29 protein-coding genes and 1 riboswitch are annotated in these 22,692 nt (G+C 64.6%); of the genes, 20 read left to right on the top strand and 9 right to left on the bottom strand.

The annotated features are described in order from the left end of the window. Nucleotides 1-17 precede the first annotated feature (17 nt). From ACZZZM_RS03675 to ACZZZM_RS03700, 6 genes are all read left to right on the top strand, one after another. The gene (locus ACZZZM_RS03675) at nt 18-773 is read left to right on the top strand and encodes a sterol desaturase family protein (protein WP_463593753.1); all 756 of its coding nucleotides are present in this window, start codon (nt 18-20) and stop codon (nt 771-773) included. Further along, a complete protein-coding gene (locus ACZZZM_RS03680) occupies nt 718-1,134 on the top strand; it encodes a DUF2141 domain-containing protein (protein WP_463593754.1) in 417 nt (138 codons plus the stop codon). The genes ACZZZM_RS03675 and ACZZZM_RS03680 overlap by 56 nt, the downstream gene beginning before the upstream one ends. A gap of 56 nt (nt 1,135-1,190) precedes the next feature. Next, nucleotides 1,191-2,048 (top strand): MipA/OmpV family protein, encoded by an 858-nt coding sequence (locus tag ACZZZM_RS03685; RefSeq protein ID WP_463593755.1) that lies wholly within the window; start codon nt 1,191-1,193, stop codon nt 2,046-2,048. A 73-nt stretch (nt 2,049-2,121) separates the two neighbouring features. Further along, nucleotides 2,122-2,952 carry an energy transducer TonB family protein gene (locus ACZZZM_RS03690; protein WP_463593756.1) on the top strand — a complete coding sequence of 277 codons (831 nt, stop codon included), beginning with the start codon at nt 2,122-2,124 and terminating at the stop codon, nt 2,950-2,952. A gap of 44 nt (nt 2,953-2,996) precedes the next feature. Next, nucleotides 2,997-3,106: riboswitch (TPP riboswitch) on the top strand. A gap of 35 nt (nt 3,107-3,141) precedes the next feature. Beyond that, nucleotides 3,142-5,037, top strand: a complete 1,896-nt coding sequence (thiC, locus tag ACZZZM_RS03695; protein WP_463593757.1) for a phosphomethylpyrimidine synthase ThiC — start codon at nt 3,142-3,144, stop codon at nt 5,035-5,037. Between the two features lie 249 nt (nt 5,038-5,286). Beyond that, nucleotides 5,287-5,901 (top strand): DUF6445 family protein, encoded by a 615-nt coding sequence (locus ACZZZM_RS03700; protein WP_463593758.1) that lies wholly within the window; start codon nt 5,287-5,289, stop codon nt 5,899-5,901. Here the strand turns inward: ACZZZM_RS03700 and ACZZZM_RS03705 are convergent. Beyond that, the gene (locus tag ACZZZM_RS03705; RefSeq protein ID WP_463593759.1) at nt 5,898-6,527 is read right to left on the bottom strand and encodes a DUF2726 domain-containing protein; all 630 of its coding nucleotides are present in this window, start codon (nt 6,525-6,527) and stop codon (nt 5,898-5,900) included. The two genes, ACZZZM_RS03700 and ACZZZM_RS03705, sit on opposite strands and share 4 nt — an antisense overlap. 596 nt (nt 6,528-7,123) lie before the next feature. Beyond that, nucleotides 7,124-7,756, bottom strand: coding sequence for a hypothetical protein (locus ACZZZM_RS03710; RefSeq protein ID WP_463593760.1), 633 nt, complete (start codon nt 7,754-7,756; stop codon nt 7,124-7,126). Nucleotides 7,757-8,511: 755 nt separating this feature from the next. Between ACZZZM_RS03710 and ACZZZM_RS03715 the strand changes: the two genes are divergently transcribed. The 5 genes from ACZZZM_RS03715 (at nt 8,512) to ACZZZM_RS03735 (ending at nt 11,003) form a co-directional block, all read left to right on the top strand. After that, nucleotides 8,512-8,943 (top strand): VOC family protein, encoded by a 432-nt coding sequence (locus ACZZZM_RS03715; protein WP_463593761.1) that lies wholly within the window; start codon nt 8,512-8,514, stop codon nt 8,941-8,943. Nucleotides 8,944-8,975: 32 nt separating this feature from the next. Further along, nucleotides 8,976-9,185, top strand: a complete 210-nt coding sequence (locus ACZZZM_RS03720) for a hypothetical protein (protein ID WP_463593762.1) — start codon at nt 8,976-8,978, stop codon at nt 9,183-9,185. Between the two features lie 4 nt (nt 9,186-9,189). After that, the gene (gene arr / locus ACZZZM_RS03725; protein WP_463593763.1) at nt 9,190-9,600 is read left to right on the top strand and encodes an NAD(+)--rifampin ADP-ribosyltransferase; all 411 of its coding nucleotides are present in this window, start codon (nt 9,190-9,192) and stop codon (nt 9,598-9,600) included. Between the two features lie 178 nt (nt 9,601-9,778). Beyond that, nucleotides 9,779-10,057 carry a LysR family transcriptional regulator gene (locus tag ACZZZM_RS03730; RefSeq protein ID WP_463593764.1) on the top strand — a complete coding sequence of 93 codons (279 nt, stop codon included), beginning with the start codon at nt 9,779-9,781 and terminating at the stop codon, nt 10,055-10,057. A gap of 181 nt (nt 10,058-10,238) precedes the next feature. After that, on the top strand, nt 10,239-11,003 hold the full coding sequence (locus ACZZZM_RS03735) for a 2OG-Fe(II) oxygenase (protein ID WP_463593765.1): 765 nt from the start codon (nt 10,239-10,241) through the stop codon (nt 11,001-11,003). Between the two features lie 14 nt (nt 11,004-11,017). Here ACZZZM_RS03735 and ACZZZM_RS03740 read toward each other — a convergent pair whose 3' ends face one another. The 3 genes from ACZZZM_RS03740 to ung form a co-directional block, all read right to left on the bottom strand. Continuing rightward, a complete protein-coding gene (locus ACZZZM_RS03740) occupies nt 11,018-11,143 on the bottom strand; it encodes a hypothetical protein (protein ID WP_463593766.1) in 126 nt (41 codons plus the stop codon). A gap of 65 nt (nt 11,144-11,208) precedes the next feature. Further along, nucleotides 11,209-11,670: a pyridoxamine 5'-phosphate oxidase family protein gene (locus ACZZZM_RS03745; protein WP_463593767.1), complete on the bottom strand. Its 462-nt coding sequence runs from the start codon at nt 11,668-11,670 to the stop codon at nt 11,209-11,211. Nucleotides 11,671-11,711: 41 nt separating this feature from the next. Then, nucleotides 11,712-12,395: a uracil-DNA glycosylase gene (gene ung, locus ACZZZM_RS03750; RefSeq protein ID WP_463593768.1), complete on the bottom strand. Its 684-nt coding sequence runs from the start codon at nt 12,393-12,395 to the stop codon at nt 11,712-11,714. A gap of 48 nt (nt 12,396-12,443) precedes the next feature. Here ung and ACZZZM_RS03755 point away from each other — a divergent pair, with 48 nt between their 5' ends. The 4 genes from ACZZZM_RS03755 (at nt 12,444) to ACZZZM_RS03770 (ending at nt 14,839) form a co-directional block, all read left to right on the top strand. Next, complete coding sequence (locus tag ACZZZM_RS03755; protein WP_463593769.1) at nt 12,444-13,451, top strand: ATP-dependent DNA ligase; 1,008 nt, start codon at nt 12,444-12,446, stop codon at nt 13,449-13,451. Nucleotides 13,452-13,486: 35 nt separating this feature from the next. Further along, entirely contained in the window at nt 13,487-13,837 is a 351-nt protein-coding gene (locus ACZZZM_RS03760) for a GFA family protein (protein ID WP_463593770.1), read from the top strand. A 4-nt stretch (nt 13,838-13,841) separates the two neighbouring features. Further along, nucleotides 13,842-14,213, top strand: a complete 372-nt coding sequence (locus ACZZZM_RS03765; protein ID WP_463593771.1) for a tRNA-binding protein — start codon at nt 13,842-13,844, stop codon at nt 14,211-14,213. 71 nt (nt 14,214-14,284) lie between these two features. After that, the gene (locus tag ACZZZM_RS03770; protein ID WP_463593772.1) at nt 14,285-14,839 is read left to right on the top strand and encodes a carbohydrate binding domain-containing protein; all 555 of its coding nucleotides are present in this window, start codon (nt 14,285-14,287) and stop codon (nt 14,837-14,839) included. A gap of 3 nt (nt 14,840-14,842) precedes the next feature. On the opposite strand, the gene ubiG is transcribed toward ACZZZM_RS03770, so the two are convergent. Beyond that, nucleotides 14,843-15,574: a bifunctional 2-polyprenyl-6-hydroxyphenol methylase/3-demethylubiquinol 3-O-methyltransferase UbiG gene (gene ubiG, locus ACZZZM_RS03775; protein ID WP_463593773.1), complete on the bottom strand. Its 732-nt coding sequence runs from the start codon at nt 15,572-15,574 to the stop codon at nt 14,843-14,845. 58 nt (nt 15,575-15,632) lie between these two features. Here ubiG and ACZZZM_RS03780 point away from each other — a divergent pair, with 58 nt between their 5' ends. Beyond that, nucleotides 15,633-16,883, top strand: a complete 1,251-nt coding sequence (locus ACZZZM_RS03780; RefSeq protein ID WP_463593774.1) for an aspartate kinase — start codon at nt 15,633-15,635, stop codon at nt 16,881-16,883. A gap of 4 nt (nt 16,884-16,887) precedes the next feature. On the opposite strand, the gene ACZZZM_RS03785 is transcribed toward ACZZZM_RS03780, so the two are convergent. Then, on the bottom strand, nt 16,888-17,691 hold the full coding sequence (locus tag ACZZZM_RS03785) for an endonuclease/exonuclease/phosphatase family protein (protein WP_463593775.1): 804 nt from the start codon (nt 17,689-17,691) through the stop codon (nt 16,888-16,890). Between the two features lie 78 nt (nt 17,692-17,769). On the opposite strand from ACZZZM_RS03785, the gene trhO reads away from it, so the two are divergent. From trhO to ACZZZM_RS03805, 4 genes are all read left to right on the top strand, one after another. Further along, a complete protein-coding gene (gene trhO / locus ACZZZM_RS03790; protein ID WP_463593776.1) occupies nt 17,770-18,717 on the top strand; it encodes an oxygen-dependent tRNA uridine(34) hydroxylase TrhO in 948 nt (315 codons plus the stop codon). Nucleotides 18,718-18,787: 70 nt separating this feature from the next. Further along, nucleotides 18,788-19,543 carry a hypothetical protein gene (locus ACZZZM_RS03795; RefSeq protein WP_463593777.1) on the top strand — a complete coding sequence of 252 codons (756 nt, stop codon included), beginning with the start codon at nt 18,788-18,790 and terminating at the stop codon, nt 19,541-19,543. A gap of 41 nt (nt 19,544-19,584) precedes the next feature. Further along, on the top strand, nt 19,585-20,604 hold the full coding sequence (locus tag ACZZZM_RS03800) for an NAD(P)H-dependent flavin oxidoreductase (RefSeq protein WP_463593778.1): 1,020 nt from the start codon (nt 19,585-19,587) through the stop codon (nt 20,602-20,604). A gap of 31 nt (nt 20,605-20,635) precedes the next feature. Beyond that, nucleotides 20,636-21,361, top strand: a complete 726-nt coding sequence (locus ACZZZM_RS03805) for a TonB family protein (RefSeq protein ID WP_463593779.1) — start codon at nt 20,636-20,638, stop codon at nt 21,359-21,361. Between the two features lie 16 nt (nt 21,362-21,377). Here the strand turns inward: ACZZZM_RS03805 and ACZZZM_RS03810 are convergent, their stop codons facing one another. Both ACZZZM_RS03810 and ACZZZM_RS03815 read right to left on the bottom strand, forming a co-directional pair. Beyond that, nucleotides 21,378-22,340, bottom strand: coding sequence for a hypothetical protein (locus tag ACZZZM_RS03810; protein WP_463593780.1), 963 nt, complete (start codon nt 22,338-22,340; stop codon nt 21,378-21,380). Beyond that, nucleotides 22,337-22,681, bottom strand: coding sequence for a PadR family transcriptional regulator (locus tag ACZZZM_RS03815; RefSeq protein WP_463593781.1), 345 nt, complete (start codon nt 22,679-22,681; stop codon nt 22,337-22,339). Before ACZZZM_RS03815 ends, ACZZZM_RS03810 begins: the two co-directional genes overlap by 4 nt. Nucleotides 22,682-22,692 lie beyond the last annotated feature (11 nt).

Here is a 22,692-nt window from a genome sequence, read left to right on the forward strand (position 1 = left end):
GGCGTAAGGGCGGGGCGATGCTCGCCGCCATCCTCCTCTCCGCGCTCGCAATGACGCTGATCGTCGGCATCCGCTATCTGATCACCTCGGGTGCCTTTGCGCTCGCCACTCGCGCCAGGCACCCCGGCCTCTACACCGGCCAGACCAAGCAAATCCGCAAGGAGATCGGCTGGAGCCTCGCCAGCGCCGCGATCTACGGCGTGCCAGCGGGGGTGGTCGCCTGGGGCTGGCAGAATCGTGGCTGGACGCAGATTTACACCGATATCCACGCCTGGCCGCTCTGGTATCTGCCGCTGTCGGTGCTGCTCTATCTGCTCGCGCACGACACGTGGTTTTATTGGACGCACCGCTGGATGCATCGCCCGCGCTGGTTTCGCATAGCCCATGCCGTCCACCATGCCAGCCGGCCGCCCACCGCCTGGGCGGCGATGAGCTTCCACTGGGTCGAGGCGCTCAGCGGCGCTGTGGTAATTCCGCTACTCGTGTTCGTGATTCCGGTGCATGTCGCCGCGCTTGGATTGGTGCTTGCGATCATGACGGTTATGGGTGTCACCAATCATATGGGCTGGGAGATATTTCCCCGCTTCATCCATCGCGGGCCATTGGGGGCATGGCTGATTACCGCGAGTCACCACCAGCGCCACCACGAATTCTATGGATGCAATTATGGGCTCTATTTCCGGCATTGGGACCGGCTCTGCGGGACGGACAAAGGGCTTGGCGATTTCGCTCGCGCTGCTGCTGACCGCCGCCGCGCCCCTTCCGGAAGCTAGCCTCCAGATCGAAGTCACGGCGCTGCGCTCGCAAAAGGGCGTGATCCAGCTTTGCCTTACGCGCGAGCCGATTGGCTTTCCCGATTGCAGCAAGGACCCCGGCTCGATCCGCCGCACGCTGCCGGCGAGCAATCCGCGTATCCGGTTCACCGGCCTCACCCCCGGCAATTACGCCATCGCCGTGATTCACGACGCCAATGGCAATGCCAAGCTCGATACGATGATGGGCATCCCCCGCGAAGGCTTCGGCTTCTCGCGCAATCCTGCGATCGGCTTCGGCCCGCCCACCTTCGATGCGGCGCGCTTCGCACTCGGTGCCAGTGCCGAACTGCAACAGGTGCGGATGCGTTACCTGCTATAGGAACGCTTTGGCTCGGGCGCGCGTTTTGCACTGCAACATCGTCCCGGAGCTTTCTTATGTTCGTCCGTATCGCCGCGCTCGCCTTGCCATTGCTCCTCGCCGCGCCGGCCTTTGCGCAGGACAGCCCTCCCGCGGAGCAGGCCGAAGTCGCCAGCGAAGGCAATGCTCGGCTCACCCTGGGCGCGGGCGGCGCTTATTATCCGGATTATGAGGGATCGAGCCACAATCGCTGGTCGCCCATCCCCGCGGCCAACGGCACGATTGGGGGTATGAGCTTCACCGTGCTCGCCAATCGCGCCAGCCTCGATGTCATTCCCGATGCCGCCGGCCCCGGCTGGGACTTCCAGCTCGGCCCCGTGGCGGTGCTCAACCAGAATCGCAGCAATGCCGATGCGATCCACGACCGCCGCGTCCGCGCACTTGGCGAGATCGACACCTCGGTCGAAGTCGGCGGCTATGTCGGCATCGGCAAGACCGGGCTGATCACCAGCGATTTCGACAAGCTCACGCTCTCGGTCAGCTATCGCAAGGGCATTAGCGGCGACAATCGCAGCGGCGTCTGGAACCCCTCGATCACGTATTCCACTCCGCTCAGCACCAAGGCGCTGGTCAGCATCTTTACGTCGGCTGAGATCACCGAAGACCGCTATGCCCGCCTCTATTTCGGCGTCACTCCCGCACAGAGCCTGGCGAGCGGCCTGCCTGCTTTCCGTCCCCAGGGCGGGCAGAAGGACATCACCTTCGGCGGCTTCTTCACTTACGCGCTGGCGGGCAACCTCACCAAGGGCCTCAGCCTCGTCGTTGGCGGCACCTATCGCAAGCTCGTCAACGATTTCGCCGATTCGCCCCTCGTCGCCATCGCCGGCGATCGCAACCAATGGACCGGTGCCGCAGGGCTGGCGCTGACTTTCTGAGTTCGGGACGCCCCCGCTGGACAATCGCCGCCGCTAGCCTAGCAAGGTCATCGGGCCGGTAGGGGGAAGTCACATGGCGTTTTCGACGATTCGGGCGCTTTGCCTGTTTTCCGCTCTCCTACCGCTTTCCGCGCACGCCCAGAAACGCCTGGGCTCGGCCGGGGCGTGGGAAGTCACGCGCTATGGCGCGGGGGGCTGCGAGATCAGCACTGGCGTGTTCGACGATGCGGGCCGGTCGATCAGCATCAAGCTCCACACCAAAGGTGACGAAACCGGGCTGGAACTGTTCGGCGCCGAATCGTCGTTCAGCATCGCGCGTAGCCAATCGCTGGCGATCCGCACCGGCCCTTCGGGAGTCGATTTCGGCCGCGTGGCGGTCACGCAAAAGCCCGGCCTCAACGGCGACATGACCACGCTCCGGGGAAATCTCGCGGCGGGCTTCGTCCCGGCCCTCAGCAGCAGCGGCACGATCGTGATTGCCCGGCCCGGCCTCGCCGCGCTCCAGACCATAACCCCGCCGTCCACCACGCGCGCGCTCGCCGCGCTCGAGATGTGCCGCAAGGGCGGGCCCGAAGCGCTGGTGGCTGGATCGTCGACCGCGCCGGCGGCCCTCGCGCCCAATCGCAAGGCGGTCGCGCGCGCCCCGGAAGACTGGTTCTCGCACGCCGATTTCGCCGGCATCGACCTTGCCAGCTCGGCGCCCTGGCGCGCGAAGGTGGGGATCGATGCGGCGGGCAAGGTCACCGACTGCGCGACGATCGGCTCGACCGGCATGCCGGCGCTCGATATCGCCGCCTGCGCTTTGGTGCGGCAGCGGGGCCGTTTCCTCCCCGCGACCGACGCGCAAGGCCGCTCGACTGCCAGCGAGCGCATCATGCAGTTCGATCTGAAGGCATATCTCTGAGCGTCAACGCCGCTGGACGCCGCCCGACCTTCCGCTTACACCGCTGCCATCCCCGGGGGAGCGCTGATGCCGCGCTTGAGAGGGAGGCCGCAGCCTCCGACCCGCTGAACCTGATCCGGTTGACACCGGCGTAGGGAGTGGGCGTGGCTTCACCCGAGGTCCGTTTTCTCCCTGATTTGGAGAAGACGAATGGCCGACCTTCCCGCGCGCACCGAACTCGCCGTCACTACCGGCCCCATCCGCGGCAGCCGCAAAGTGCATGTCGGCCCGCTCGGCGTCGCGATGCGCGAAATCGATCTCGAATTGTCGTCCGGCGAGCCCCCCGTCCGCGTCTACGACACTTCGGGGCCGTACACCGATCCCCAGGCCCGCATCGACATCATGGCCGGCCTTCCCGAGCTCCGCGCCCCCTGGATCCGCGCCCGCGGCGACGTCCAGGAAGTCGCTCAACGCGAAGTCCGGCCCGAGGATAACGGCCAGCTCGGCCCTGACCGGAGCGGCGGCGTCCAGCCCTTCCCCAATGTCCGCAAGACCGTGCTGCGCGCGCGTGCCGGCATGAACGTCAGCCAGATGCATTATGCGCGGCAGGGCATCGTCACCCCCGAGATGGAATATGTCGCCGTCCGCGAGAATCTCGGCCGCCAGCGGCTGGCGGAATATAAGCGCGACGGCGAGGATTTCGGCGCCAGCATTCCCGATTACGTCACGCCCGAATTCGTCCGCGACGAAGTCGCCCGCGGCCGCGCGATCATCCCAAACAACATCAACCACCCCGAATCCGAGCCGATGGCGATCGGGCGCAACTTCCTGGTCAAGATCAACGCCAATATCGGCAATTCCGCCGTCGCCTCCAACGTCGCCACCGAAGTCGACAAGATGGTCTGGTCGATCCGTTGGGGCGCGGACACGGTGATGGACCTCTCCACCGGCCGCAACATCCACGACACCCGTGAGTGGATCATCCGCAATTCGCCGGTCCCGATCGGCACCGTCCCGATCTACCAGGCGCTGGAGAAAGTCGGCGGCGTCGCCGAGGATTTGACCTGGGAAATCTACCGCGACACCCTGATCGAGCAGGCCGAGCAGGGCGTCGATTATTTCACCATCCACGCCGGCGTCCGCCTCGGCTATATCCCGATGGCCGCCAAGCGCGTCACCGGCATCGTCAGCCGCGGCGGATCGATCATGGCCAAATGGTGCCTGGCGCACCACCGCGAGAGCTTCCTCTACGAGCGCTTCGACGAAATCACCGAGATCATGAAAGCCTATGACATCGCCTATTCGCTGGGCGACGGCCTGCGCCCCGGCTCGATCGCCGACGCCAATGATGAGGCCCAGTTCGCCGAGCTCTACACGCTGGGCGAGCTCACTCACCGCGCGTGGAAGAGCGACGTCCAGGTCATGATCGAAGGCCCCGGACATGTGCCGATGCACAAGATCCGCGAAAACATGACCAAGCAGCTCGAAGTCTGCGGCGAGGCGCCCTTCTACACATTGGGGCCGCTCACCACCGATATCGCCCCCGGCTACGATCACATCACCAGCGCCATCGGCGCCGCCCAGATCGGCTGGTACGGCACGGCGATGCTCTGTTACGTCACCCCCAAGGAGCATCTCGGCCTCCCCGACCGCGACGACGTCAAGGTCGGCGTGGTGACCTATAAGCTGGCCGCCCACGCCGCCGATCTCGCCAAGGGGCATCCCGCCGCGCAAGTCCGCGACGACGCGCTCTCCCGTGCGAGGTTCGAGTTCCGCTGGCGCGACCAGTTCAACCTGTCGCTCGATCCCGACACTGCCGAGGATTATCACGACCAGACGCTCCCGGCAGAAGGCGCCAAGTCGGCGCATTTCTGCTCGATGTGCGGCCCCAAATTCTGCTCGATGCAGATCAGCCAGGAAGTCCGCGACTTCGCCTCCAAGCAGAATCAGGGCGTCGAAGGCTTCATCGCCACCGGCCCGACCGGCGCCGAAACCGCCGCCGCCAGCAAGGCCGCGGCGCTCGCCGGCATGGAAGAGATGAGCAAGCGCTTCAAGGAAACCGGCAGCGAGCTCTATATGGGCGCCGGCGGAAGGGAGCACGACTGACCTTCACTTCCCTCTCCCCTCGGGGGAGAGGGAAGTGAGCCGCGAAGCGGCGGAAGGCTGAGGGTGAGAGCGATAGAACGCCACTCCCCCGACCACTTCGTCACCCCGGACTTGTTCCGGGGTCCAATGCGCGGCAAGCGTGAGCAAGAGGCTCATGCGACAGCGCGCGGAACCCTGGACCCCCGGAACAAGCCCGAGGTGATGGGTCCGGGATAGCCATCGCCCGACGACGGCATTACCCTCCCCGATATGCCCCCCGCCTTCCTCATGATCGACGATTTCCTGGCCAACCCGCACGAGCTCCGCCGCCAGGCGCTCGGCCTCGGCTACGATCCCGCGAACAAGAAGGGCAATTATCCGGGCCTCACCTCAGAGCGCCCGCTCGCGATCCCCGGCCTCGACGATTATGTCGGCCAAGCGATCGGCGCTCCCGTAAAGCCCGCCCCCGGCACCCTCCACGGCCATTGCCGCCTCACGCTGAAGGGCGATCGCGGCCTCAGCGGTGTCCATATCGATCCCGCTTTCTATTCGGGCATCCTCTATCTGAGCCTGCCCGAGGATTGCCGCGGCGGCACCGATTTCTACCGCCACCGCCGCACCAGCCTCGATCGCGTCCCGCAAACCGCAGAGGGCGTCCACGCCGCCGGCTATGCCGACGTCAATGTGCTGATCGAGGAAGTGGTCAACCACGACACGCTAAAGCCCGCCAAATGGGAACGCAGCTTCACCGCCCCGATGCGCTTCAACCGCCTGATCCTGTTCAGCCCCTGGATGTTCCACAATTCCGCGGCGGGGTTTGGGGATCGGCCGGAGAATGGGCGGCTTGCGTATCTGATGTTTTTTGCCGCCGCGCCCGCAGCCTAGGCGACGCTGCGCTCGGGGACGAGCTTCTCCACCAGCCGCTTCATCTCCGTCGGCGTCGTCTGTCCCGCCACCACTTCGTGATAGCCGATCCCGGCCTTGCGCAGCGCTTCCTTCTTGATCGCGTCGCGCGCTGCGGCCGTGCCCTGATGATGCCCCGTCCCCTGATATTCGATCGCGTGCCGCGCCGCGCAGCCCTCGTCCATCAGCAGCAGATCGACCCGCTTGGAATTGATGCAGCGATAAGCGGCTTCATCCTCGCTGGCGATGAACTCGCCGACGCAGACCTGCGCCATCACCTGCCAACCGGAATTGCGCGCGATCACCATGCGGTCGAGCTCGCGAAACACCCGCGCTTCGGATTTGTTGAGCAGGGCCCGGGGCTTGAACTCGGCCTGCATCACTAGCTTGAGCTGATCGACCGCCACATCCGCAGCGTCGGCAACAACCTTCGGCCGCTGCACATCCGCACGCGGAGCCCATGCTTTCTTGCCCCGCCATTTGATCCGCCGCTCCGCCCGGCGCTGTCCTTCGACCAGCCGCTCGACCGATATGCCGATCCCCGCACCCGCCGCCAGCGTCAGGAGCAGAAGCGCAGGTTGCGCGAGCAAGGCGTCGAAGGCTGCCAACATCGGAGCCCAAACTGGCATAGAACCTTATGCAACGGGTAAAAGCGGCGTCAGTGGCCACCGGGAACGCACCTTCGCCGCGCGACGCGCTTCGACCGCCTGATCCCTGTTGGCTTCCTAGTACGCACAATGCCGCCGCGGAACTTGGAATGGCGTTGAACGCGAGGCTAGCGCCTTTGATGTGGTCAGTGGCACAGTGGACGTCACTAACTAATCGATTCTTACAAGTTATCTAGGACGAACAGGCGCATACCTAATATAACCGGCTAAGTTTCGATGTCTTGCATTGAAGTAAAGATGTGGCACTATCCAGTGAGGAGGTGTTGCCATGGCTCGAGCTACAGAAGATGACATTGCATTATGCGTGGCACGTATCGCGGTGGGGCGAAGCGATAAAATTTGCACATTTAGCCGGGCCCGTAGCACCATACCCGGGATGATAAGCCTTTCGAAGGGTGACTTGGAGCAGTCCGTAGCGAGACCAGGCGAGCCAATGTGGCATCAATTGATCAGGAATATTAAGAGCCATGACGGGGTTGATGGAAATTGGATTGATCGCGGGCTCCTGGAGCACGTGAAGGGCCGTGGTTACCGAGTCACACCAAAAGGCGAGAAGTTCCTGACGTCGACGAGCTACTAGCAAAGCGGCGCTTATAACCGGTGGGAAGCCACCTTAATTCGGTATCAGGACGTGCCTCCTTATCCCAGACGAACCACGCATAGGCTGTTGTGCCAGAGCCCTTTTGAACCGCCCCAGCAGGATAGAATGTAATCCGCTCGCTGAAGACCCAGACCCGCGAGGGTGGAATTTTTCTAAAGATTGTCTCTTGTCGATTGGCTCCCTCAAGGAACGCAAGCCGAAGAAGCAATGCTAGCTTCCTTCGCGTAGTTCGAGTGCCTGCGTGAACGAATCCCTCGGCGGCGTTGTACGGGGGATTTGTTATCACGTTGTCAGCAATGCGAGTGGACTGGAGAAAATCCACACCGCCCTCCCCATAGCCACGATCGACGAGGTCCGAGCTTATAACCGGGCAACCAGTGTGTTTAAGCACTTCAGACATTGATCCGTCACCACAAGCGCTTTCCCAAATCTCACCCTCAAAATTCTCATTCTCGATGAGAGCGTGGGTGGCCCATGCCGGCGTAGGGAAGAAATCCGGACCATCTAAGTCCGCAAACCTCTTAAGGGTCGGCTTAAAGCCGCCGTTCAAATTGTAGGTCAAATCCATGGATAAAAGGTAGCAGAATCAGATATTTAGTCAAATCCGACTAAGTGACTCATATGACTTCATTTTCCGGCGATCAGACCACACACGTAAAAATGCTGTCGCGCACTTCCATTGTATATATGCCTGAGATAAGAACATAGCGGGGTGATTGAGGGAACTGGCGTGGAACACGGCGCAGACAAAGCTACGAGACACATCAATCGCGCTCCGGCAGTCAATATCCACCACGCCACGCGATATGCTCAGCGAAGTGGCCTTCCCCTAAATACCTTTGTCACCGTCAACTTTACCGAGTTAGGCATCGACGCAGTGGCGAGCAGAACGCTTCGCAAACTACTGTCTCAACGTTTTGCACCTTGGCTTCGTAGGTCGGCTCCAATCCGACAGAAGCCAGCGCCAACGTATGTCTGGACAATTGAGAATACCTCCTCGACGGTGGCCGCCCATTTGCTGGTCCATATTCCAGCAAAAACAAAACGAGCATTTAGTCAAAAGCTACTAGATTGGCTTGAAGGTCTGTCTGGTTCGCGTCCGCAGAAGCGCACGGTCCAAATTAAGCGAGTTCACAATCTAGTCGGCGTGAAGCGATACGTGCTGAAGGGGATCAATCCGGCTTGGGCCGCGCATCTCGGCATTCGGCCTTCTGATCAGGGAATTGTAAACGGAAAGCGCTCTGGCTTTAGTCGAAATCTGGGCCCGACGGCGAGGCGAGCCGGCGGTTATAAGCCACGACGGCAAGTGGTTTCTGCTTGAGGATGCCCCACCTAGCCCACATCGCCCTGCTCGTCCGAGACTATGACGAAGCCCTCGCCTTCTACACCATCACCCTCGGCTTCACGATTGTCGAAGACACCCACCAGCCCGAGCAGGAGAAGCGCCCCAGGGATTCCGCAGGAATCGCGTCCAAAAGGTGGGTCACCATCCGGCCGCCCAACGCGCTCGAAAACGCCACAACCATCCTCCTCGCCCGCGCCACCGGCCCCGAGCAGCAGGCCGCGATCGGCAATCAGGCCGGGGGCCGCGTCTTCCTCTTCCTCGCAACGGACGATTTCGACCGCGACTTCGCCGCCTACACCGCTGCCGGGGTGACCTTCGTCCGCCCGCCGCAAGTTCAGCCCTATGGCAAGGTCGCGGTGTTCGAGGATCTCTACGGCAATCGCTGGGACCTCGTGCAATTCACGCGTTGATCCCGCCCGCACCCGCGGGCATTCTCGCGGCCATGGACTCCAGCACTCCACTCGCCACGCCGCAGACCGCGCGCACCACGCTGGATATCGGCCAGAAGCTATGCATCGAGACCGAAGTGCGCGTCACGCCGATCGGGCTGATCGCAATCGGCGCATTGGTGTGCGGGATCCTGCTCTCGGTCCCGCCGATCATCCGCGCCGGCGCCCGTGCGGCCGCCGAGCGCAAGCGTCCGGGCGCCTGAAGCCATGACCTACGCTGCAGACGCTCAACCACCCTTCTACCACGGCACCCGCGCCGATCTCGCCCCCGGCGCGCTGATCGCCCCAGGCTTCGCCTCCAATTATGGCGCCCGAAATCAGGCGAGCTGGGTCTATTTCTCGGGCACGCTCGAAGCCGCGATCTGGGGCGCCGAACTGGCGCAGGGCGAAGGCAAGGAGCGCATCTACATCGTCGAGCCGATCGGCGCGTTCGTCGATGATCCCAATCTCACCGATCAGAAATTCCCCGGCAACCCGACGGCGTCGTATCGCTCGCAAGCGCCGCTCAAGGTCATGGGCGAAGTCCCGGAATGGCAGGGCCACGCCCCCGAGCAGCTCCAGCACATGAAGGATCATATCGCGCGGCTCAAGGCCGAAGGCGTCGAGGCGATCGACTAGGCGACCCGCCGCCCACCCCATCACCCCGGACTCGTTCCGGAGTCCATGGTGCCACGCGCGATGATCTGGAGGCGTTTCGTCTTCGCCAAGCCGCGCGCTGGCCCCCGGGCCTTCGCCGGGGTGCGCCCGCCTCACAAAACCCTTCCAATGTAGGAAATGATTTGCTCCACACTCGTGGATGCAACAGCCGACTCAGCCCGATCCGCCGGTCCGCGGGCACTGGACCCCCGCCCGCCAGCGCATCTTCCTCGCCGCCTTACGCGATACCGGCAGCGTCGCCCGCGCCGCGCGTGCTGCGGGCATGTCGCGCTCAAGTGCGCACCGTTTGCGCCTGCGTCTCGCCGGCACGCCGTTCGATCGCAATTGGGATCAGGCGCTGGCATTCCACGCGCGCTGCATGCACGCGCCGTTTGCGCCGGAATCGCTGGCGTCCGTCGCCGCGGCGGCGCGCGCGTGAGGCGTGGGCGTCGTCTTGGTGGCGCGCCGGTGGCGCGTCGCGGGCGCCTTCCCGGCGCGTCGCAGGCGCAAAACCGCGAAGACCCCCGATTCGACTAAACTTCCTCAACATATCCCGCCGCCATTCGCCCATGACAGAAGCGGCGCCCCGGCTTACAGGGTCGCGGGGCCTGAACATCGGAGTGAACATCAGCGTGATCAGCATCAATCCCGCCCATGATCCCGCCGAGCTGGCCAAGGCCTATGCCGCAGATGGCGGGCGCATGCAGGTGCGTGATTTCTTCGTCGCCGAGCATGCCGAGCGCCTCCACCAGATCCTGCGCACCCAGACGCCGTGGTGGCTGGCCTTCAACGAAGGCGCCAAGGTCCATCAGCTGCCCCCGAAATATCTCGCGACGCTGACCCAGCCGCAGCTCAATCAGATTCTGGCGGGGATCCAGCAGCGCGCGCGCACCGGCTATCAATATCTCTACCAGTTCAATCCGATGATCGCCGAATATTTCATGGAAGGCGGACCCGTTGGCGGGCCGGTCCTCGCGGCGATGGAGTTCCTCAATCGCCCCGCGACTCTCGATTTCTTCCGCACGCTAACCGGCTCGCCCGATATCCAGTGGATCGATGCGCACGCCACGCTGTTCCGCTCGGGCAATTTCCTCAAGGAGCATACCGACGGCGACGACAATAACAGCCGGGTCACTGCCTATGTCCTCAATTTCACCAAGGGGTGGCAGCGCGATTGGGGCGGCTTCCTGCAATTCTTCGACGAAGGCTCGTACGACGTCGAGAAGGCCTATTGCCCGACATTCAATGCCATCAACCTGTTCCAGGTCCCCCGCGATCACAGCGTCGGCATGGTCTCGTCCTTCGCCGGCGGCGAACGCTATTCGATCACCGGCTGGTTCCGCCGCGATGCGCCGCCGGGCGAATTCGGGCGGGTGCCGCTATAAGCGAGGCCGCGCCCTCAATCATTGATCGTGACCATGTTGACCGGCTTTTCCTTGGTCGAGGCATTGGCCGCGTTCGCCTTGGGCTTTTCGGCCTTGGGCTTGCGGACTTCCTTGTTCGATTTCATCTGGCCCTTGGCCATAAAGCATCCTTCGCAGGCGGGTTGCCCGCGGCCACTCTAGCGCGAACCGCGGGCCGGGGGAATCCTCAGCCGGTCGGCGTTGCGACTTCGGCCTTGCCGATTTCGAGGTCGCCCTGGTCTTCGCCGTCCCAATAATGTGCGCGCTCGCCCTTGACCTTGATCAGCACGAGTCCAGGCGTGTCGACGCCCTGCTCGAACCACATCTCCAGGTCCTTGGTCCAATGCTCCTCGAACGCGGCCTTGTCCTTGATGACGCTGGCGGTGCCTTCGATCGATACGAACACCGGCTTCATCTTGAGCAGCCCGGCCTTGCCCTGGAAGCCCAAAGCCACCTTGGGATTGGCGCGGATGTCGTCGATCAGGCGGGTGTCCTCCAGGCTGAAGAACCAATTGTCGCCGTCATATTCGACATCGCGATTGTTGCTCATCGGCCGCGAGGCGATCGTCCCGCCGGTCGAATGGGTGGAGAGCATCGCAAAATCGATGTCGCGCATCATCTCGGCGATCTGGGCGAGGGTCTTGGGCATGTGGGTGCTCCTGTGAGGGTCGGAGCGGTAACGCGGCTAACTCAGTTTAGTTCGGGCAGTGCCCAGTCGATCGCTTGGAGGCCGCGGCTCTCCAGAAAGGCATTGGCCTTCGAGAAATGCCGGCACCCCAGAAAGCCGGTATGGGCGGAGAGCGGGGAAGGGTGCGGCGCCTTGAGCACCAGATGCCGCGGATCGACAAAGGCGGCCTTCTTCTGGGCATGCGAGCCCCAAAGCATGAATACCACCGGATCGGGCTTGGCATTGACCAGCCGGATCACCGCGTCGGTGAACCGTTCCCACCCCCGCCCCTGGTGCGATGCGGCCATGCTCATCTGCACCGTCAGCACCGCATTGAGCAGCAGCACGCCCTGCTCCGCCCAATGCTCGAGAAAGCCGTGGGCGGCACGCGGAATGCCGAGATCGGCCTGCATTTCCTTGTAGATATTCTGCAGGCTCGGCGGCGTCCGCACCCCCGGCTGCACCGAGAAGCAAAGCCCATGCGCCTGCCCCTCGCCATGATAGGGATCCTGCCCCAGGATCACGACCCGCACCTTGTCCAGCGGCGTCAAATCGAGCGCGCGAAACCAGTCCTCGCTGCGCGGAAATATCCGCTTCCCCGCCGCCTTCTCCGCCACGAGGAAGGTGCGCAGCGCCGCCATATAGGGATCGGCGAACTCGCCTTTCAGCGGCTCCAGCCAGCTCGGATGCAGTTTCGGTTCGCCCATCGCCCAAGCTCTCCGCAACGAGTCCGCCCCTGTCAACGTTCAGCCCGGATGAACGCACTCGAACCGATGGAAGCCAAGTCAGTCGATACCCTGCCTTCGGGTGACGGCTGGCAATTCGAACCCAAATGGGATGGCTTCCGCTGCCTCGTCTTCAAGGCCGGCAAGGAAGTGGAGCTCATCTCCAAATCGGGCAAGCCGCTCGCCCGCTATTTCCCCGAAGTCGCAGCCGCCATCGCCGCGCTCCCGGAGAAGACGTTGGCGCTCGACGGCGAGTTGCTGATCCCGGTCGGCCCCAGCCTGTCGTTCGAGTCGCTGCAGATGCGCCTCCACCCCGCCGAGAGCCGTATCCGCAAGCTCTCTGCCGAAACCCCCGCCCGGCTGATGCTGTTCGATTGGCTCGCCGAACCCGCGCTCCCGCTCGGCGAACGCCGTAAGAAGCTGGAGGCCTTCTACGCCAGGCACCGCTCCGAAACGCTGCGCCTCTCCCCCGTCACCGAAGACCCTGTGACCGCCCAGCGCTGGCTCGATGGCGCCGGCGGCGCGCTCGACGGCGTCGTCGCCAAGCGCCTCGACGAGCCCTACCAGCCCGGCGCGCGGGCGATGCGCAAGATCAAGCGCCTGCGCACCGCGGACTGCGTCGTCGGCGGCTTCCGCTATGCCAGCGCCAGGCGCGAAGTCGGCTCGCTCCTGCTCGGTCTCTACGATGATGCGGGCCTGCTTCACCATGTCGGCTTCACCTCCGGGCTGTCCGCAGTCGACAAGCCCGCTTTGACCGAACAACTCGAAGCCCTGATCGGAGCGCCCGGCTTCACCGGCGATGCCCCCGGCGGGCCGAGCCGCTGGTCGACCGAGCGCTCGTCCGAGTGGCAGCCGCTCCGCCACGAGCTTATCGCCGAAGTCCGCTACGATCATGTTTCGGGCCGGCGCTTCCGCCACGGCACCGGCTTCCTGCGCTGGCGGCCCGACAAGGCGCCGCGCCAATGCACGATGGAACAATTGGGCGAAGAAGCGCGGCCCGCGATCGTCGAAGCTGCGCTGGCGCAGGCCGGCGGCTAGTGGCAGAACCGGGCGAAACATTGGGGAGGACCAGCATGCCCGTCACCGGAAGCTGCCATTGCGGCGCGATTGCCTATACGCTCGACGAGGAAGCGCCGACTGGGGCGATGACCTGCAATTGCTCGATCTGCCGCCGCAAGGGATATGTGCTGCACTTCTCCACGCCCGACAAATTCACGCTGCACACCAGCCGCGACGCCATCACCACCTACACCTTCAACAGCCACAATATCCGCCACCAATTCTGCGCGACCTGTGGCTGCGCACCCTTTGGCGAAGGCACCGGCCCGGGCGGCCAGGCGGCGGTGGTGATCAATCTGCGCTGCGCCGACGATGTCGACCTAGACGCGCTCCAGATCCAGAAGTTCGACGGCGCGAGCCTCTAATCCGGTGCACGTTTCGCACGACCCCGCCGCCCTCCCCGCCGAGACGATCGGCTTCGATCAATTCCTGGCGGTCGATATCCGCGTCGGCACGATCCTCGAGGCGCTGCCCTTCCCCGAGGCGCGCAAGCCCGCCTACAAATTGCTCATCGATTTCGGCGCCGCGATCGGCGTCAAGCGCTCCTCGGCGCAGATCACCGAGCATTATACGCTGGAGGAATTGCCCGGCACGCAGGTTGCTGCGGTGGTCAATTTTCCACCGCGTCAGATCGGCCCGGTCATGTCCGAAGTCCTCACTCTCGGCTTCCCCGATGCCGCGGGCAAGGTGGTGCTGGTCCGCCCCAGCGTATCCGTGCCGAATGGCGGGCGACTGTTCTAGGTATCGCTAACATTTCCAATTGATTGCAGCCGCTCTCCCGCATAGCCTTGGCGAAAATGGGGGAGAGAAGGATGTCGCTGCGCACCGCATTGGTCTTGGGCCTGCTCGCTATTCCCGCCGCTGCCGCGCCCTTTGCCGCGCAGGGCAGGGGGTCGCAGGACGACCCCGGGCCAATGATCAACGATCCGAACCCAGCGACCTTCCAGGTCTATGGCCTTCCATCGCCGCCGAAATCGGTCAAGGACGATAGCGTCCAGGGCGGTCGCGCGCTCAACGTCCCCGTCACCGGCGGCGGCACGCCTTATGCGGTCGGCGTAAACGTGCCGCTCAACAAGCCGGTAAAGGCTGGCGATCAGCTAACCGTGATGTTCTACGCCAAGCTTCAGAAGGCCGAGCCCGGCGTGACCAGTGCAAAGGTCACCGCCCAGGTCCAGCTTTCGAGTGCGCCCTATACTGCAATTGCCGGGAAGCCGTTCGACGTGCCGATGGAATGGAAGCTGTTCACGGTCACAGCTGTCGCCGACAAGGATTATCCGAAAGGCACTCTCACTGCGGCCTTCCACATCAACACCGGCAAGCAGACGATCGGGCTTGGCCTGGTCGCAGTGTTCGCCAAGCCGAAATAAGCGTCAGGCCCGGACCGCCGTCACCAGATAATTGAGCGCCTCGTTCGACGAAGTGACGAATCCCCGCGCGGGCGAGAAACTCAGCCCCGCACGGTCGATGACGCGCAACCCAGCGTTGCGAAGCAGCGCCTCCAATTCCTCGGGATTGAGGAACCGGCTCCAATCGTGCGTGCCCTTGGGGATAGCCCCGCTGCCTTCGCCGATCGTGATCATCGCCAGCCGCGACAAAGGCGTGCGGTTGGGCGTCGAGAGGATCATCAGCCCGCCCGGCGCCAGCGCATCGGCAAGCCCGCGCGCGAACGCGGCGGGATCGCTGACATGCTCGATCACTTCCATCGACACGACCAAGTCGAAGCTCCGCCCGGCAAGATTCTCGATCCCGCCCGCGACATAGACCACGGCCAGCCCCGAAGCCGCAGCATGCGCCCGCGCCGCACCGACATTCTCGGCGGCCGCGTCCACCCCGGTCATCGCCGCCCCCAGCCGGGCCAGCGGCTCGGTCAGCAGTCCCGCGCCGCAGCCGACATCCACCCCGGTCCGCCCGGCAAGCGGCGCGAACGACGTGCCATCGCCACCCCAATGCGCGTCCACGGCGGCGCGAATATAGCCCAGCCGCGCAGGGTTGAGCCGGTGGAGCATCGCCGACGAGCCCTTGGGGTCCCACCATTCGCTGGCGAGCCTGCCGAAATGCTCAGCTTCGCGGGGGTCAATAGTTGCTATTGTTGCCTTGGCCATGCGCGGCTCCTATCAGCCTGCCTTCCTCCACCCAAGGCCCGGAAGCAACCACCCCGCCATGGCACGCATCGTGATGAAGTTCGGCGGCACCTCAATGGCGGGGATCGAGCGCATACGCAGCGCCGCCGCGCGGGTGAAGCGCGAGCGGGATGCGGGCAATGAGGTCGCCGTCGTCGTGTCGGCGATGGCGGGCGAGACCGACCGGCTGGTCGGCTTCTGCCGCGAGGCTTCGTCGCTTTACGATCCCAAGGAATATGACGTCGTCGTCTCGGCCGGCGAGCAGATCACCAGCGGCTTGCTGGCGATCGCGCTCCAGGCAGTGGGCGTGCAGGCGCGCAGCTGGATGGGCTGGCAGCTCCCGATCCGCACTTCGGACGGACATGCCTCGGCGCGGATCGCCGATATCGATACCACTGCGCTCAATGCGTCGCTCGCAGCCGGCGAAGTCGCAGTGATCCCCGGCTTCCAGGGTCTGGCTCCAGGCGAGCGCGTCACCACCCTCGGCCGGGGCGGTTCGGACACTTCGGCAGTCGCGATGGCCGCTGCGATGAAGGCCGATCGCTGCGATATCTACACCGATGTCGATGGGGTCTACACGACCGACCCGCGCATCGTGCCCAGGGCGCGCAAATTGAAGCGCGTCACCTATGAGGAAATGCTCGAGCTCGCCAGCGTCGGCGCAAAGGTGCTCCAGACCCGCTCGGTGGGGCTGGCAATGAAGGAAAACGTCCGCGTCCAGGTGCTCTCTTCGTTCGTCGACGCCGATGGCGAAAGCGAGCCGGGCACCTTGATCGTGGGCGAAGAGGAGATCGACGACATGGAACGCCAGCTCATCACGGGCATCGCGCACGACAAGAACGAAGCCAAGGTGACGCTCACCGCGGTGCCCGATCGCCCCGGCTCGGTCGCCTCGATCTTCACGCCGCTGGCCGAAGCGAACATCAATGTCGACATGATCGTCCAGAACATCGCGCATTCGACCGGCTCAACCGACGTGACTTTCACCGTGCCCCAGGCCGAACTCGTCCGCGCGCTCGATGTGCTGGAGAAGTCGCAAGGTGATATCGGCTATGTGACGATGGTCCACGATACCCGCGTCTCGAAGGTCTCGATCGTCGGCGTCGGGATGCGCAGCCATGCCGGCGTCGCGGCGACGATGTTCAAGACGCTCGGCGAGCGCGGGATCAACATCCAGGCCATCGCGACGTCGGAGATCAAGGTCTCCGTGCTGATCGAAGAGGATTATACCGAGCTGGCGGTGCGTGTGCTCCACACGGCCTATGGCCTCGATGCCGTGGACGCTGCCTGAGCCTTCAGCGCAACGTGAGGGCCGCCGTCACGCCAAAATGATCGGAAGGATATTCGCTGTCCACCGGCGTGTCGCCGATCAGCCGCGCTTGGCCGATGACGAAGCTGCGCCGCTCCGCCAGGATATGATCGATCACGCGCGGCGCATGCCCGCGCGACGCGACCAAAGTCGTCTCGACCGCGCCCGGGGCCAGCGCCGTATCGAGCCCGCGCGCCAGCAGCGGCGCAATCGCGGCTTCGTCCAGCGACGTGTTGAAATCGCCCATCACCACCAGCGGTACTCCGTCCTTGGGCAGCCAGCCGAGCAAATCGCTAATCTGCTCGGCGCGCATCGGCCCTTGATCCGGTTGCCAGGCGAGATGGGTATTCACCACGTCCACCGGGCGCCCCCGCAGATCGACCCGCACCCGGATCGCAGTGCGATAGTCCTTGAGCGGTTCTAGCCTTTTCGTGTCCACCGCGATCACCGGCAGCCGCGTCAGGATCGCATTGCCATAGCGGTTCGCCGCGCCCTCGGGCGATGTCGACATAAAATGCACCGAATAGTCGCCCAGCGCTGCCGCCAGCGTCTCCGCCTGGTTGGGCAGGTTCTTGCGCGAATCCTGGAGCACTTCCTGCAGCGCGATCACATCGGGATCGGCACCGCGCAGCGCGTCCGCGATCAAGCCGAGCCGCGCCGGCCAATTGCCGGCATCGTGCCAGATGTTGAACGTCGCCACTCGCAATACGCGACGCGTAGAAGCGCGCGGGGCGCAGCCCGCGATCGGCAAAGCGGCCGCGGCGGCGATCAGGGTACGGCGGTCGAGCATGCCGGCGTCCTACATGGCCGTATCTACAATGCGAAGCCGGACTGACTTGGGCCGGGTCGATCTGCTAAGGGCGCCCGCGTGACTCACAAACTGCCCATCCGGATTGCCGCACTTTATCAATTCACGCGCTTCGATGACGTCGCGGCCTTGCAGGGCCCCCTCGCCGAAACCTGCCGTGCGCAAGGCGTGAGGGGGACGCTGCTGCTCGCGCCCGAAGGCATCAATGGGACGATCGCCGGATCGGACCAGGGCGTGGATTCAGTGCTTGCGCACATCCGCGCGCTCCCTGGATGTGCTGCGTTGGAAGTCAAGGAGTCGCGCGCCGCATCTTTGCCGTTCCATCGCATGAAGGTCCGGCTCAAGCGCGAGATCGTGACGATGGGCGAGCCCGATATCGACCCGCTCGACGTCGGCCATTATGTGGCGCCCGAGGATTGGAACGCTTTGATCGAGCAGCCGGGCACGATCCTGATCGACACCCGCAACGATTATGAAGTCGCGCTCGGCACCTTCGCGGGCGCCACCGATCCGCACACGCGCACCTTCAGCGAATTCCCCGACTGGTTTCGCGCGCATCGCGAGGAATTAGGCGCCGCGCCGAAAGTCGCGATGTTCTGCACCGGCGGGATCCGCTGCGAAAAGGCCACGGCGTTCCTCAAGGCCGAAGGGATCGACCAGGTCTATCATCTGAAAGGCGGCATCCTCTCCTATCTCGAGCACGTCCCGCCCGAACAGAGCCGCTGGGAAGGCGACTGCTTCGTATTCGACGAACGCGTGACCGTGAAGCACGGCCTCGAGCCGGGCGCCTACGAACTCTGCCGCGCCTGCCGGATGCCGGTCGGCTCCGCGGAAAAGGCGTCGCCGCTTTATGCCGAGGGGGTGTCGTGCCCCGCCTGCCACGACGAACGCAGCGACGCGCAACGCACGCGCTATGCCGAGCGCCACCGCCAGGCCCAGCTCGCAGCGAAGCGCGGCGAGGCGCATGTCGGCGCGGTGTTTACCGGCGCCGGCGCAGACACCGACTGATCCCTCGCGCCGAATCCGCCATTTTCCGGTCGCGATGCCGCCTTATCCTCTGTGCTTGTTGCGCCGCGTGATGTGGCGCGTTCCCCGATGGCGACTGGATTCGGGGCGGCTGAGCCGGCGCGGCACCGCCTTGTTGCTCGCAATTGCGATCGAAGCGCTCGTCGTGTTGCTGCTTCTGTTTCTCGTGCCGCCGATAGCAGGGCAAAAGGACAGCCGCTCGCCCACTGTCTTCTCGGTCGACGCATCCGACAAGGCCGACGAAGAGGAAGTCGCCAAGCCCGACAAGGCCAAGCCCACCGAACGCACCACGCGGCCGCCCTCCATGCTCCGACCCGAAGTGCCGCCGCCGCCTGTGCCGCCCAAGCCAAGCGGCGAAGTTCCCTTCATCGTGATGTCGCATGCCGAGCTTCGCGCTGCCGATATCGCCAATATGCGCTCAAGCCCCTCCGAGCCGGCGGCTGCGGCGCCATCCGCCGCGAGCGGTTCTGCGCGCACCGGTGATTCGCCGGTCGTCGGCAAGGCCCCCAATGGCGAGCCGCTCTACGCCGCCGAATGGTATCGCCGCCCGCGCCAGGTCGAGCTTGATCCGTATCTGCCGCGGCGCTGGGCGCGCGGTGGCTCGGGGCTGATCGCCTGCCGCACTGCGGCGCGCTACCGGGTCGAGGATTGCAAGATTCTGGGGGAGAGCCCGTCAGGATCGGGCTATGGCTATGCCGTGCTCCAGGCCTCGTTCCAGTTTCTGGTCCGCCCACCCCGCGTCGGCGGCAAGGAAAAGGTCGGTGAATGGGTGTCGATCCGCATCGACTATACGATCACGGCCAAGTGAAGGGCTTGCCGCTGGGCGCGCCTCGGGCGTAGGGGCGCTCCATGACGATCGGACAAGAGAGATTGCAGCGCCGCATGGCGCGGGGTGCCGCCTTCCTCGGCAGCGAAGTCGCAATCATGTGCGGCGCGATGTCCTGGGTCAGCGAGCGCAATCTCGTTTCGGCGATGTCGAACGCAGGCGGCTTCGGGCTGATCGCATGCGGCGCGATGACGCCCGAACTGCTCGATGCCGAGATTGCAGCGACCAAAAAGCTCACGAACAAGCCCTTCGGCGTCAATCTCATCACGATGCATCCGATGCTGATGGACCTGATCCAGGTCTGCGCGAAGCACCAGGTAAGCCATGTCGTGCTCGCCGGCGGGCTTCCGCCCACCGGCAGCCTCGACGCGATCAAGTCGAACGGCGCCAAGCTGATCTGCTTCGCGCCCGCGCTGAGCCTCGCCAAGAAGCTGATCCGCTCGGGCGTCGATGCCCTTGTGGTCGAGGGCATGGAAGCCGGCGGGCATATCGGTCCGGTCTCGACCAGCGTGCTCGCGCAGGAAATCCTTCCCGAAGTCAGCGAGCAGGTGCCTGTGTTCGTAGCCGGCGGCATCGGCCGTGGCGAAGCGATTGCGGGTTATCTCGATCAGGGCGCGGCGGGCGTACAGCTTGGCACGCGTTTCGTCTGCGCGACCGAGAGCATTGCACATGCCAACTTCAAACGCGCCTTCATCCGCGCTTCGGCCCGCGATGCCGTCGCCAGCGTCCAGATCGATCCGCGGCTTCCCGTGATCCCGGTTCGCGCGCTCAAGAATGCGTCGTCCGAGCTGTTCACAGCCAAGCAGCGCGAAGTTGCGCAGCTTTTGGATGAGGGCAAGGTCGAGATGATGGAAGCCCAGCTCCAGATCGAGCATTATTGGGCCGGTGCGCTGCGCCGCGCCGTGATCGACGGCGATGTCGACAATGGCTCGCTGATGGCCGGCCAGTCGGTCGGCATGGTCAGCAAGGAAGAGCCGGTCGCCGAAATCATCGCCACTTTGATGGCCGAAGCCGCGCACGCACTGGAGAAACGCGCCGCTTGACTGTAGCAACACAGTAAATATCCTGCGCGCCATGTCAGCGATGGCGCACCGCGTCGGAGTTCCAGGCCCCGCAGGTCGGGGGATATCGTTCGGCCTGTCGCTGGCGATCGCGTCCTTGCTGCTTTCCGCGCTGCTCGTCGGATTCCGGGTTCAGGAACTGTCGCCGCCCGACGATCCGCTTCGCGTCGATCTGCTGCCGCCGCCCCTCGATCGCCCGCCGCCCGATCCGAAGCCCAACCTTGTCCAGAAGCGCGCGCCGGTATTCGGCGGCAGCCCGAGGCCGGTCGAGCGACCCGATGTCTCGTTTCCGCCGATCCCGCTACCGGTGTCGGCGCCACCACCTTTGCCGGTTCCTGCCGACGTCAAGGCGGTCAATGTCGCGGAGGGCAAGGGCGAGATCGGCACGGGCAGCGGAACCGGCGCCGGTATCGGTGACGGCGCGGGCTCCGGCGCCGGGATCCAGCCGGCGCGCTGGGTAAGCCAGCCCGGCGACCGCGAGCTCTGGCCGTTCTATCCGCAAAAGGCACGCGCCAAGCGGCTTAGCGGATCGGCGGTGCTGCGCTGCGAACTGGTGTGGAACCAGCATGTCCGCGCCTGTCGCGTCGTCGGCCAGACGCCGCTCGGTGCCGGCTTCGGTACTGCCGCGCTGGCCGCGGCGCCCAGCTTCCGCATTCATCCGCCGAAGCGCGATGGGCAGATTATCCGCAGGAGCACGATCGAGATCGAACTGCATTTCAGGCTGCGGCCCGTCCCCTGAGGAAACGGGCCCGCCATCAGCGTCCTTTGGCGAGCCGCCAAAGCTCGACCAGGCATTGCAGGGTCCAGATCACGCCGATCGCAACCACTCCGATGTGCAGCGCCAAATCCATGCTCTCCTGCATCCTCGCGGCCGGCCCTGCCTCCATGCCGTCCGGCAACACTGTGATCAGCCGCCCTGCCTGGTAAAGGATTGCCACCACCGCCACGCCCCCGAGCGTCGTCACCACCGACAATATCGCCCGCGCACTCTTCCAGCGCGGCCGCAGCCACTGGATCAGATTGTAGACCAGCTGGGCGGCGATCAATGCGAATATCGGCCGGTAGAGCTCAGCCCAGACCGGTGCTGGCGTAAGCTGGACCCCGCCTCCTCCCGGCGCGAAGGGCAGCGGATAGGCACCCGCCCACCACAGCAGGAACGCAATCCCGATCCCGACCTCGAACGCAGATTCCCAGCTGCGCTTGCTCCGCGTTTTGAGCGCGGGCAGTTCGGCGGGCTTCCAGCTGTGGAGCTGCTCGCGCAGCCAGCCGGTGCGCTCGATCACTGCGAACAGCAGTGTCACCAATGCCGCGTGTGACAGCAGGGTCCAGATCGCGCCGTTGAAAGCGTGCATCGCGGTCTGCACCGCCGCCCGCCCGGCAAACAATGCATCGGCCACGCCGACCACCACGAGCACGGTCGCGCTGATCATCAGCACCACCCGCAGCGAAAACAGATAGAAGGGAAACAGCTCTGGGCCGATCAGCGACTGATGCTTGCGATAGCCCGAAGCTACGATCAGCGGGTGGCCGAATTCGGTGAGCAGTGTGCTCGTCTCGTCCTTGGTCAGCGGCCGGCCGAGCATTTCCTCGCGATCCTCGACTCGCGCGGCGATCAAGTCGCGCAGCTCGGCGATGATATCGTCGGCCGAATCGTCCTTTGCGCCCGGAGGCAGGTTCCAGCGCACCGCGCCGAGATAGCGTTCGATCAGGTCCATCATTTTTCCCCCTTGATATCGAGGCGCAGGATCGATTCGGAGATCGCGTTCCATTCGCCGAGCAATTGACCGAGCACGCGACCGCCATCGGTGCTGAGCCGATAGAAGCGCTTGTTGCGCTTGGCTTCCTCGCGCCATTCGCTGGTGAGCAGGCCCTGCGTCTCGAGCCGGCGCAGCAGCGGATAAAGCGCGCCTTCGTCGATCGGCAGCCCGGCTTCTTCCAGGCTCTGGCGCAGCGTGTAGCCGTAGCGTTCCTCGCGCAGCGCCACGAGCACGGCGAGCACGAGCGAGCCCCGCCGCAGCTCCACGCGCATTTTGTCGAACAGATCGTCTTCACCCGGCATCAGCCTGTATC

The sequence above is a fragment of the Sphingomonas sp. AC522 genome (genome assembly GCF_979258125.1).

Bases quoted from the DNA above. Each gene is read 5' to 3' on its own strand.
- ubiG (WP_463593773.1), bottom strand. From the start codon at position 15,574: ATGGCCAAGGCAACAATAGCAACTATTGACCCCCGCGAAGCTGAGCAT.
- ACZZZM_RS03785 (WP_463593775.1), bottom strand. From the start codon at position 17,691: ATGCTCGACCGCCGTACCCTGATCGCCGCCGCGGCCGCTTTGCCGATC.
- ACZZZM_RS03760 (WP_463593770.1), top strand. From the start codon at position 13,487: ATGCCCGTCACCGGAAGCTGCCATTGCGGCGCGATTGCCTATACGCTC.
- ung (WP_463593768.1), bottom strand. From the start codon at position 12,395: ATGGGCGAACCGAAACTGCATCCGAGCTGGCTGGAGCCGCTGAAAGGC.
- arr (WP_463593763.1), top strand. From the start codon at position 9,190: ATGACCTACGCTGCAGACGCTCAACCACCCTTCTACCACGGCACCCGC.
- ACZZZM_RS03690 (WP_463593756.1), top strand. From the start codon at position 2,122: ATGGCGTTTTCGACGATTCGGGCGCTTTGCCTGTTTTCCGCTCTCCTA.
- ACZZZM_RS03720 (WP_463593762.1), top strand. From the start codon at position 8,976: ATGGACTCCAGCACTCCACTCGCCACGCCGCAGACCGCGCGCACCACG.
- ACZZZM_RS03730 (WP_463593764.1), top strand. From the start codon at position 9,779: ATGCAACAGCCGACTCAGCCCGATCCGCCGGTCCGCGGGCACTGGACC.
- ACZZZM_RS03710 (WP_463593760.1), bottom strand. From the start codon at position 7,756: ATGGATTTGACCTACAATTTGAACGGCGGCTTTAAGCCGACCCTTAAG.
- ACZZZM_RS03805 (WP_463593779.1), top strand. From the start codon at position 20,636: ATGTCAGCGATGGCGCACCGCGTCGGAGTTCCAGGCCCCGCAGGTCGG.
- ACZZZM_RS03740 (WP_463593766.1), bottom strand. From the start codon at position 11,143: ATGGCCAAGGGCCAGATGAAATCGAACAAGGAAGTCCGCAAGCCCAAG.
- ACZZZM_RS03770 (WP_463593772.1), top strand. From the start codon at position 14,285: ATGTCGCTGCGCACCGCATTGGTCTTGGGCCTGCTCGCTATTCCCGCC.
- ACZZZM_RS03700 (WP_463593758.1), top strand. From the start codon at position 5,287: ATGCCCCCCGCCTTCCTCATGATCGACGATTTCCTGGCCAACCCGCAC.
- ACZZZM_RS03745 (WP_463593767.1), bottom strand. From the start codon at position 11,670: ATGCCCAAGACCCTCGCCCAGATCGCCGAGATGATGCGCGACATCGAT.
- ACZZZM_RS03810 (WP_463593780.1), bottom strand. From the start codon at position 22,340: ATGATGGACCTGATCGAACGCTATCTCGGCGCGGTGCGCTGGAACCTG.
- ACZZZM_RS03755 (WP_463593769.1), top strand. From the start codon at position 12,444: ATGAACGCACTCGAACCGATGGAAGCCAAGTCAGTCGATACCCTGCCT.
- ACZZZM_RS03780 (WP_463593774.1), top strand. From the start codon at position 15,633: ATGGCACGCATCGTGATGAAGTTCGGCGGCACCTCAATGGCGGGGATC.
- thiC (WP_463593757.1), top strand. From the start codon at position 3,142: ATGGCCGACCTTCCCGCGCGCACCGAACTCGCCGTCACTACCGGCCCC.
- ACZZZM_RS03800 (WP_463593778.1), top strand. From the start codon at position 19,585: ATGACGATCGGACAAGAGAGATTGCAGCGCCGCATGGCGCGGGGTGCC.
- ACZZZM_RS03815 (WP_463593781.1), bottom strand. From the start codon at position 22,681: ATGCCGGGTGAAGACGATCTGTTCGACAAAATGCGCGTGGAGCTGCGG.
- ACZZZM_RS03715 (WP_463593761.1), top strand. From the start codon at position 8,512: ATGCCCCACCTAGCCCACATCGCCCTGCTCGTCCGAGACTATGACGAA.
- ACZZZM_RS03685 (WP_463593755.1), top strand. From the start codon at position 1,191: ATGTTCGTCCGTATCGCCGCGCTCGCCTTGCCATTGCTCCTCGCCGCG.
- ACZZZM_RS03675 (WP_463593753.1), top strand. From the start codon at position 18: ATGCTCGCCGCCATCCTCCTCTCCGCGCTCGCAATGACGCTGATCGTC.
- ACZZZM_RS03795 (WP_463593777.1), top strand. From the start codon at position 18,788: ATGTGGCGCGTTCCCCGATGGCGACTGGATTCGGGGCGGCTGAGCCGG.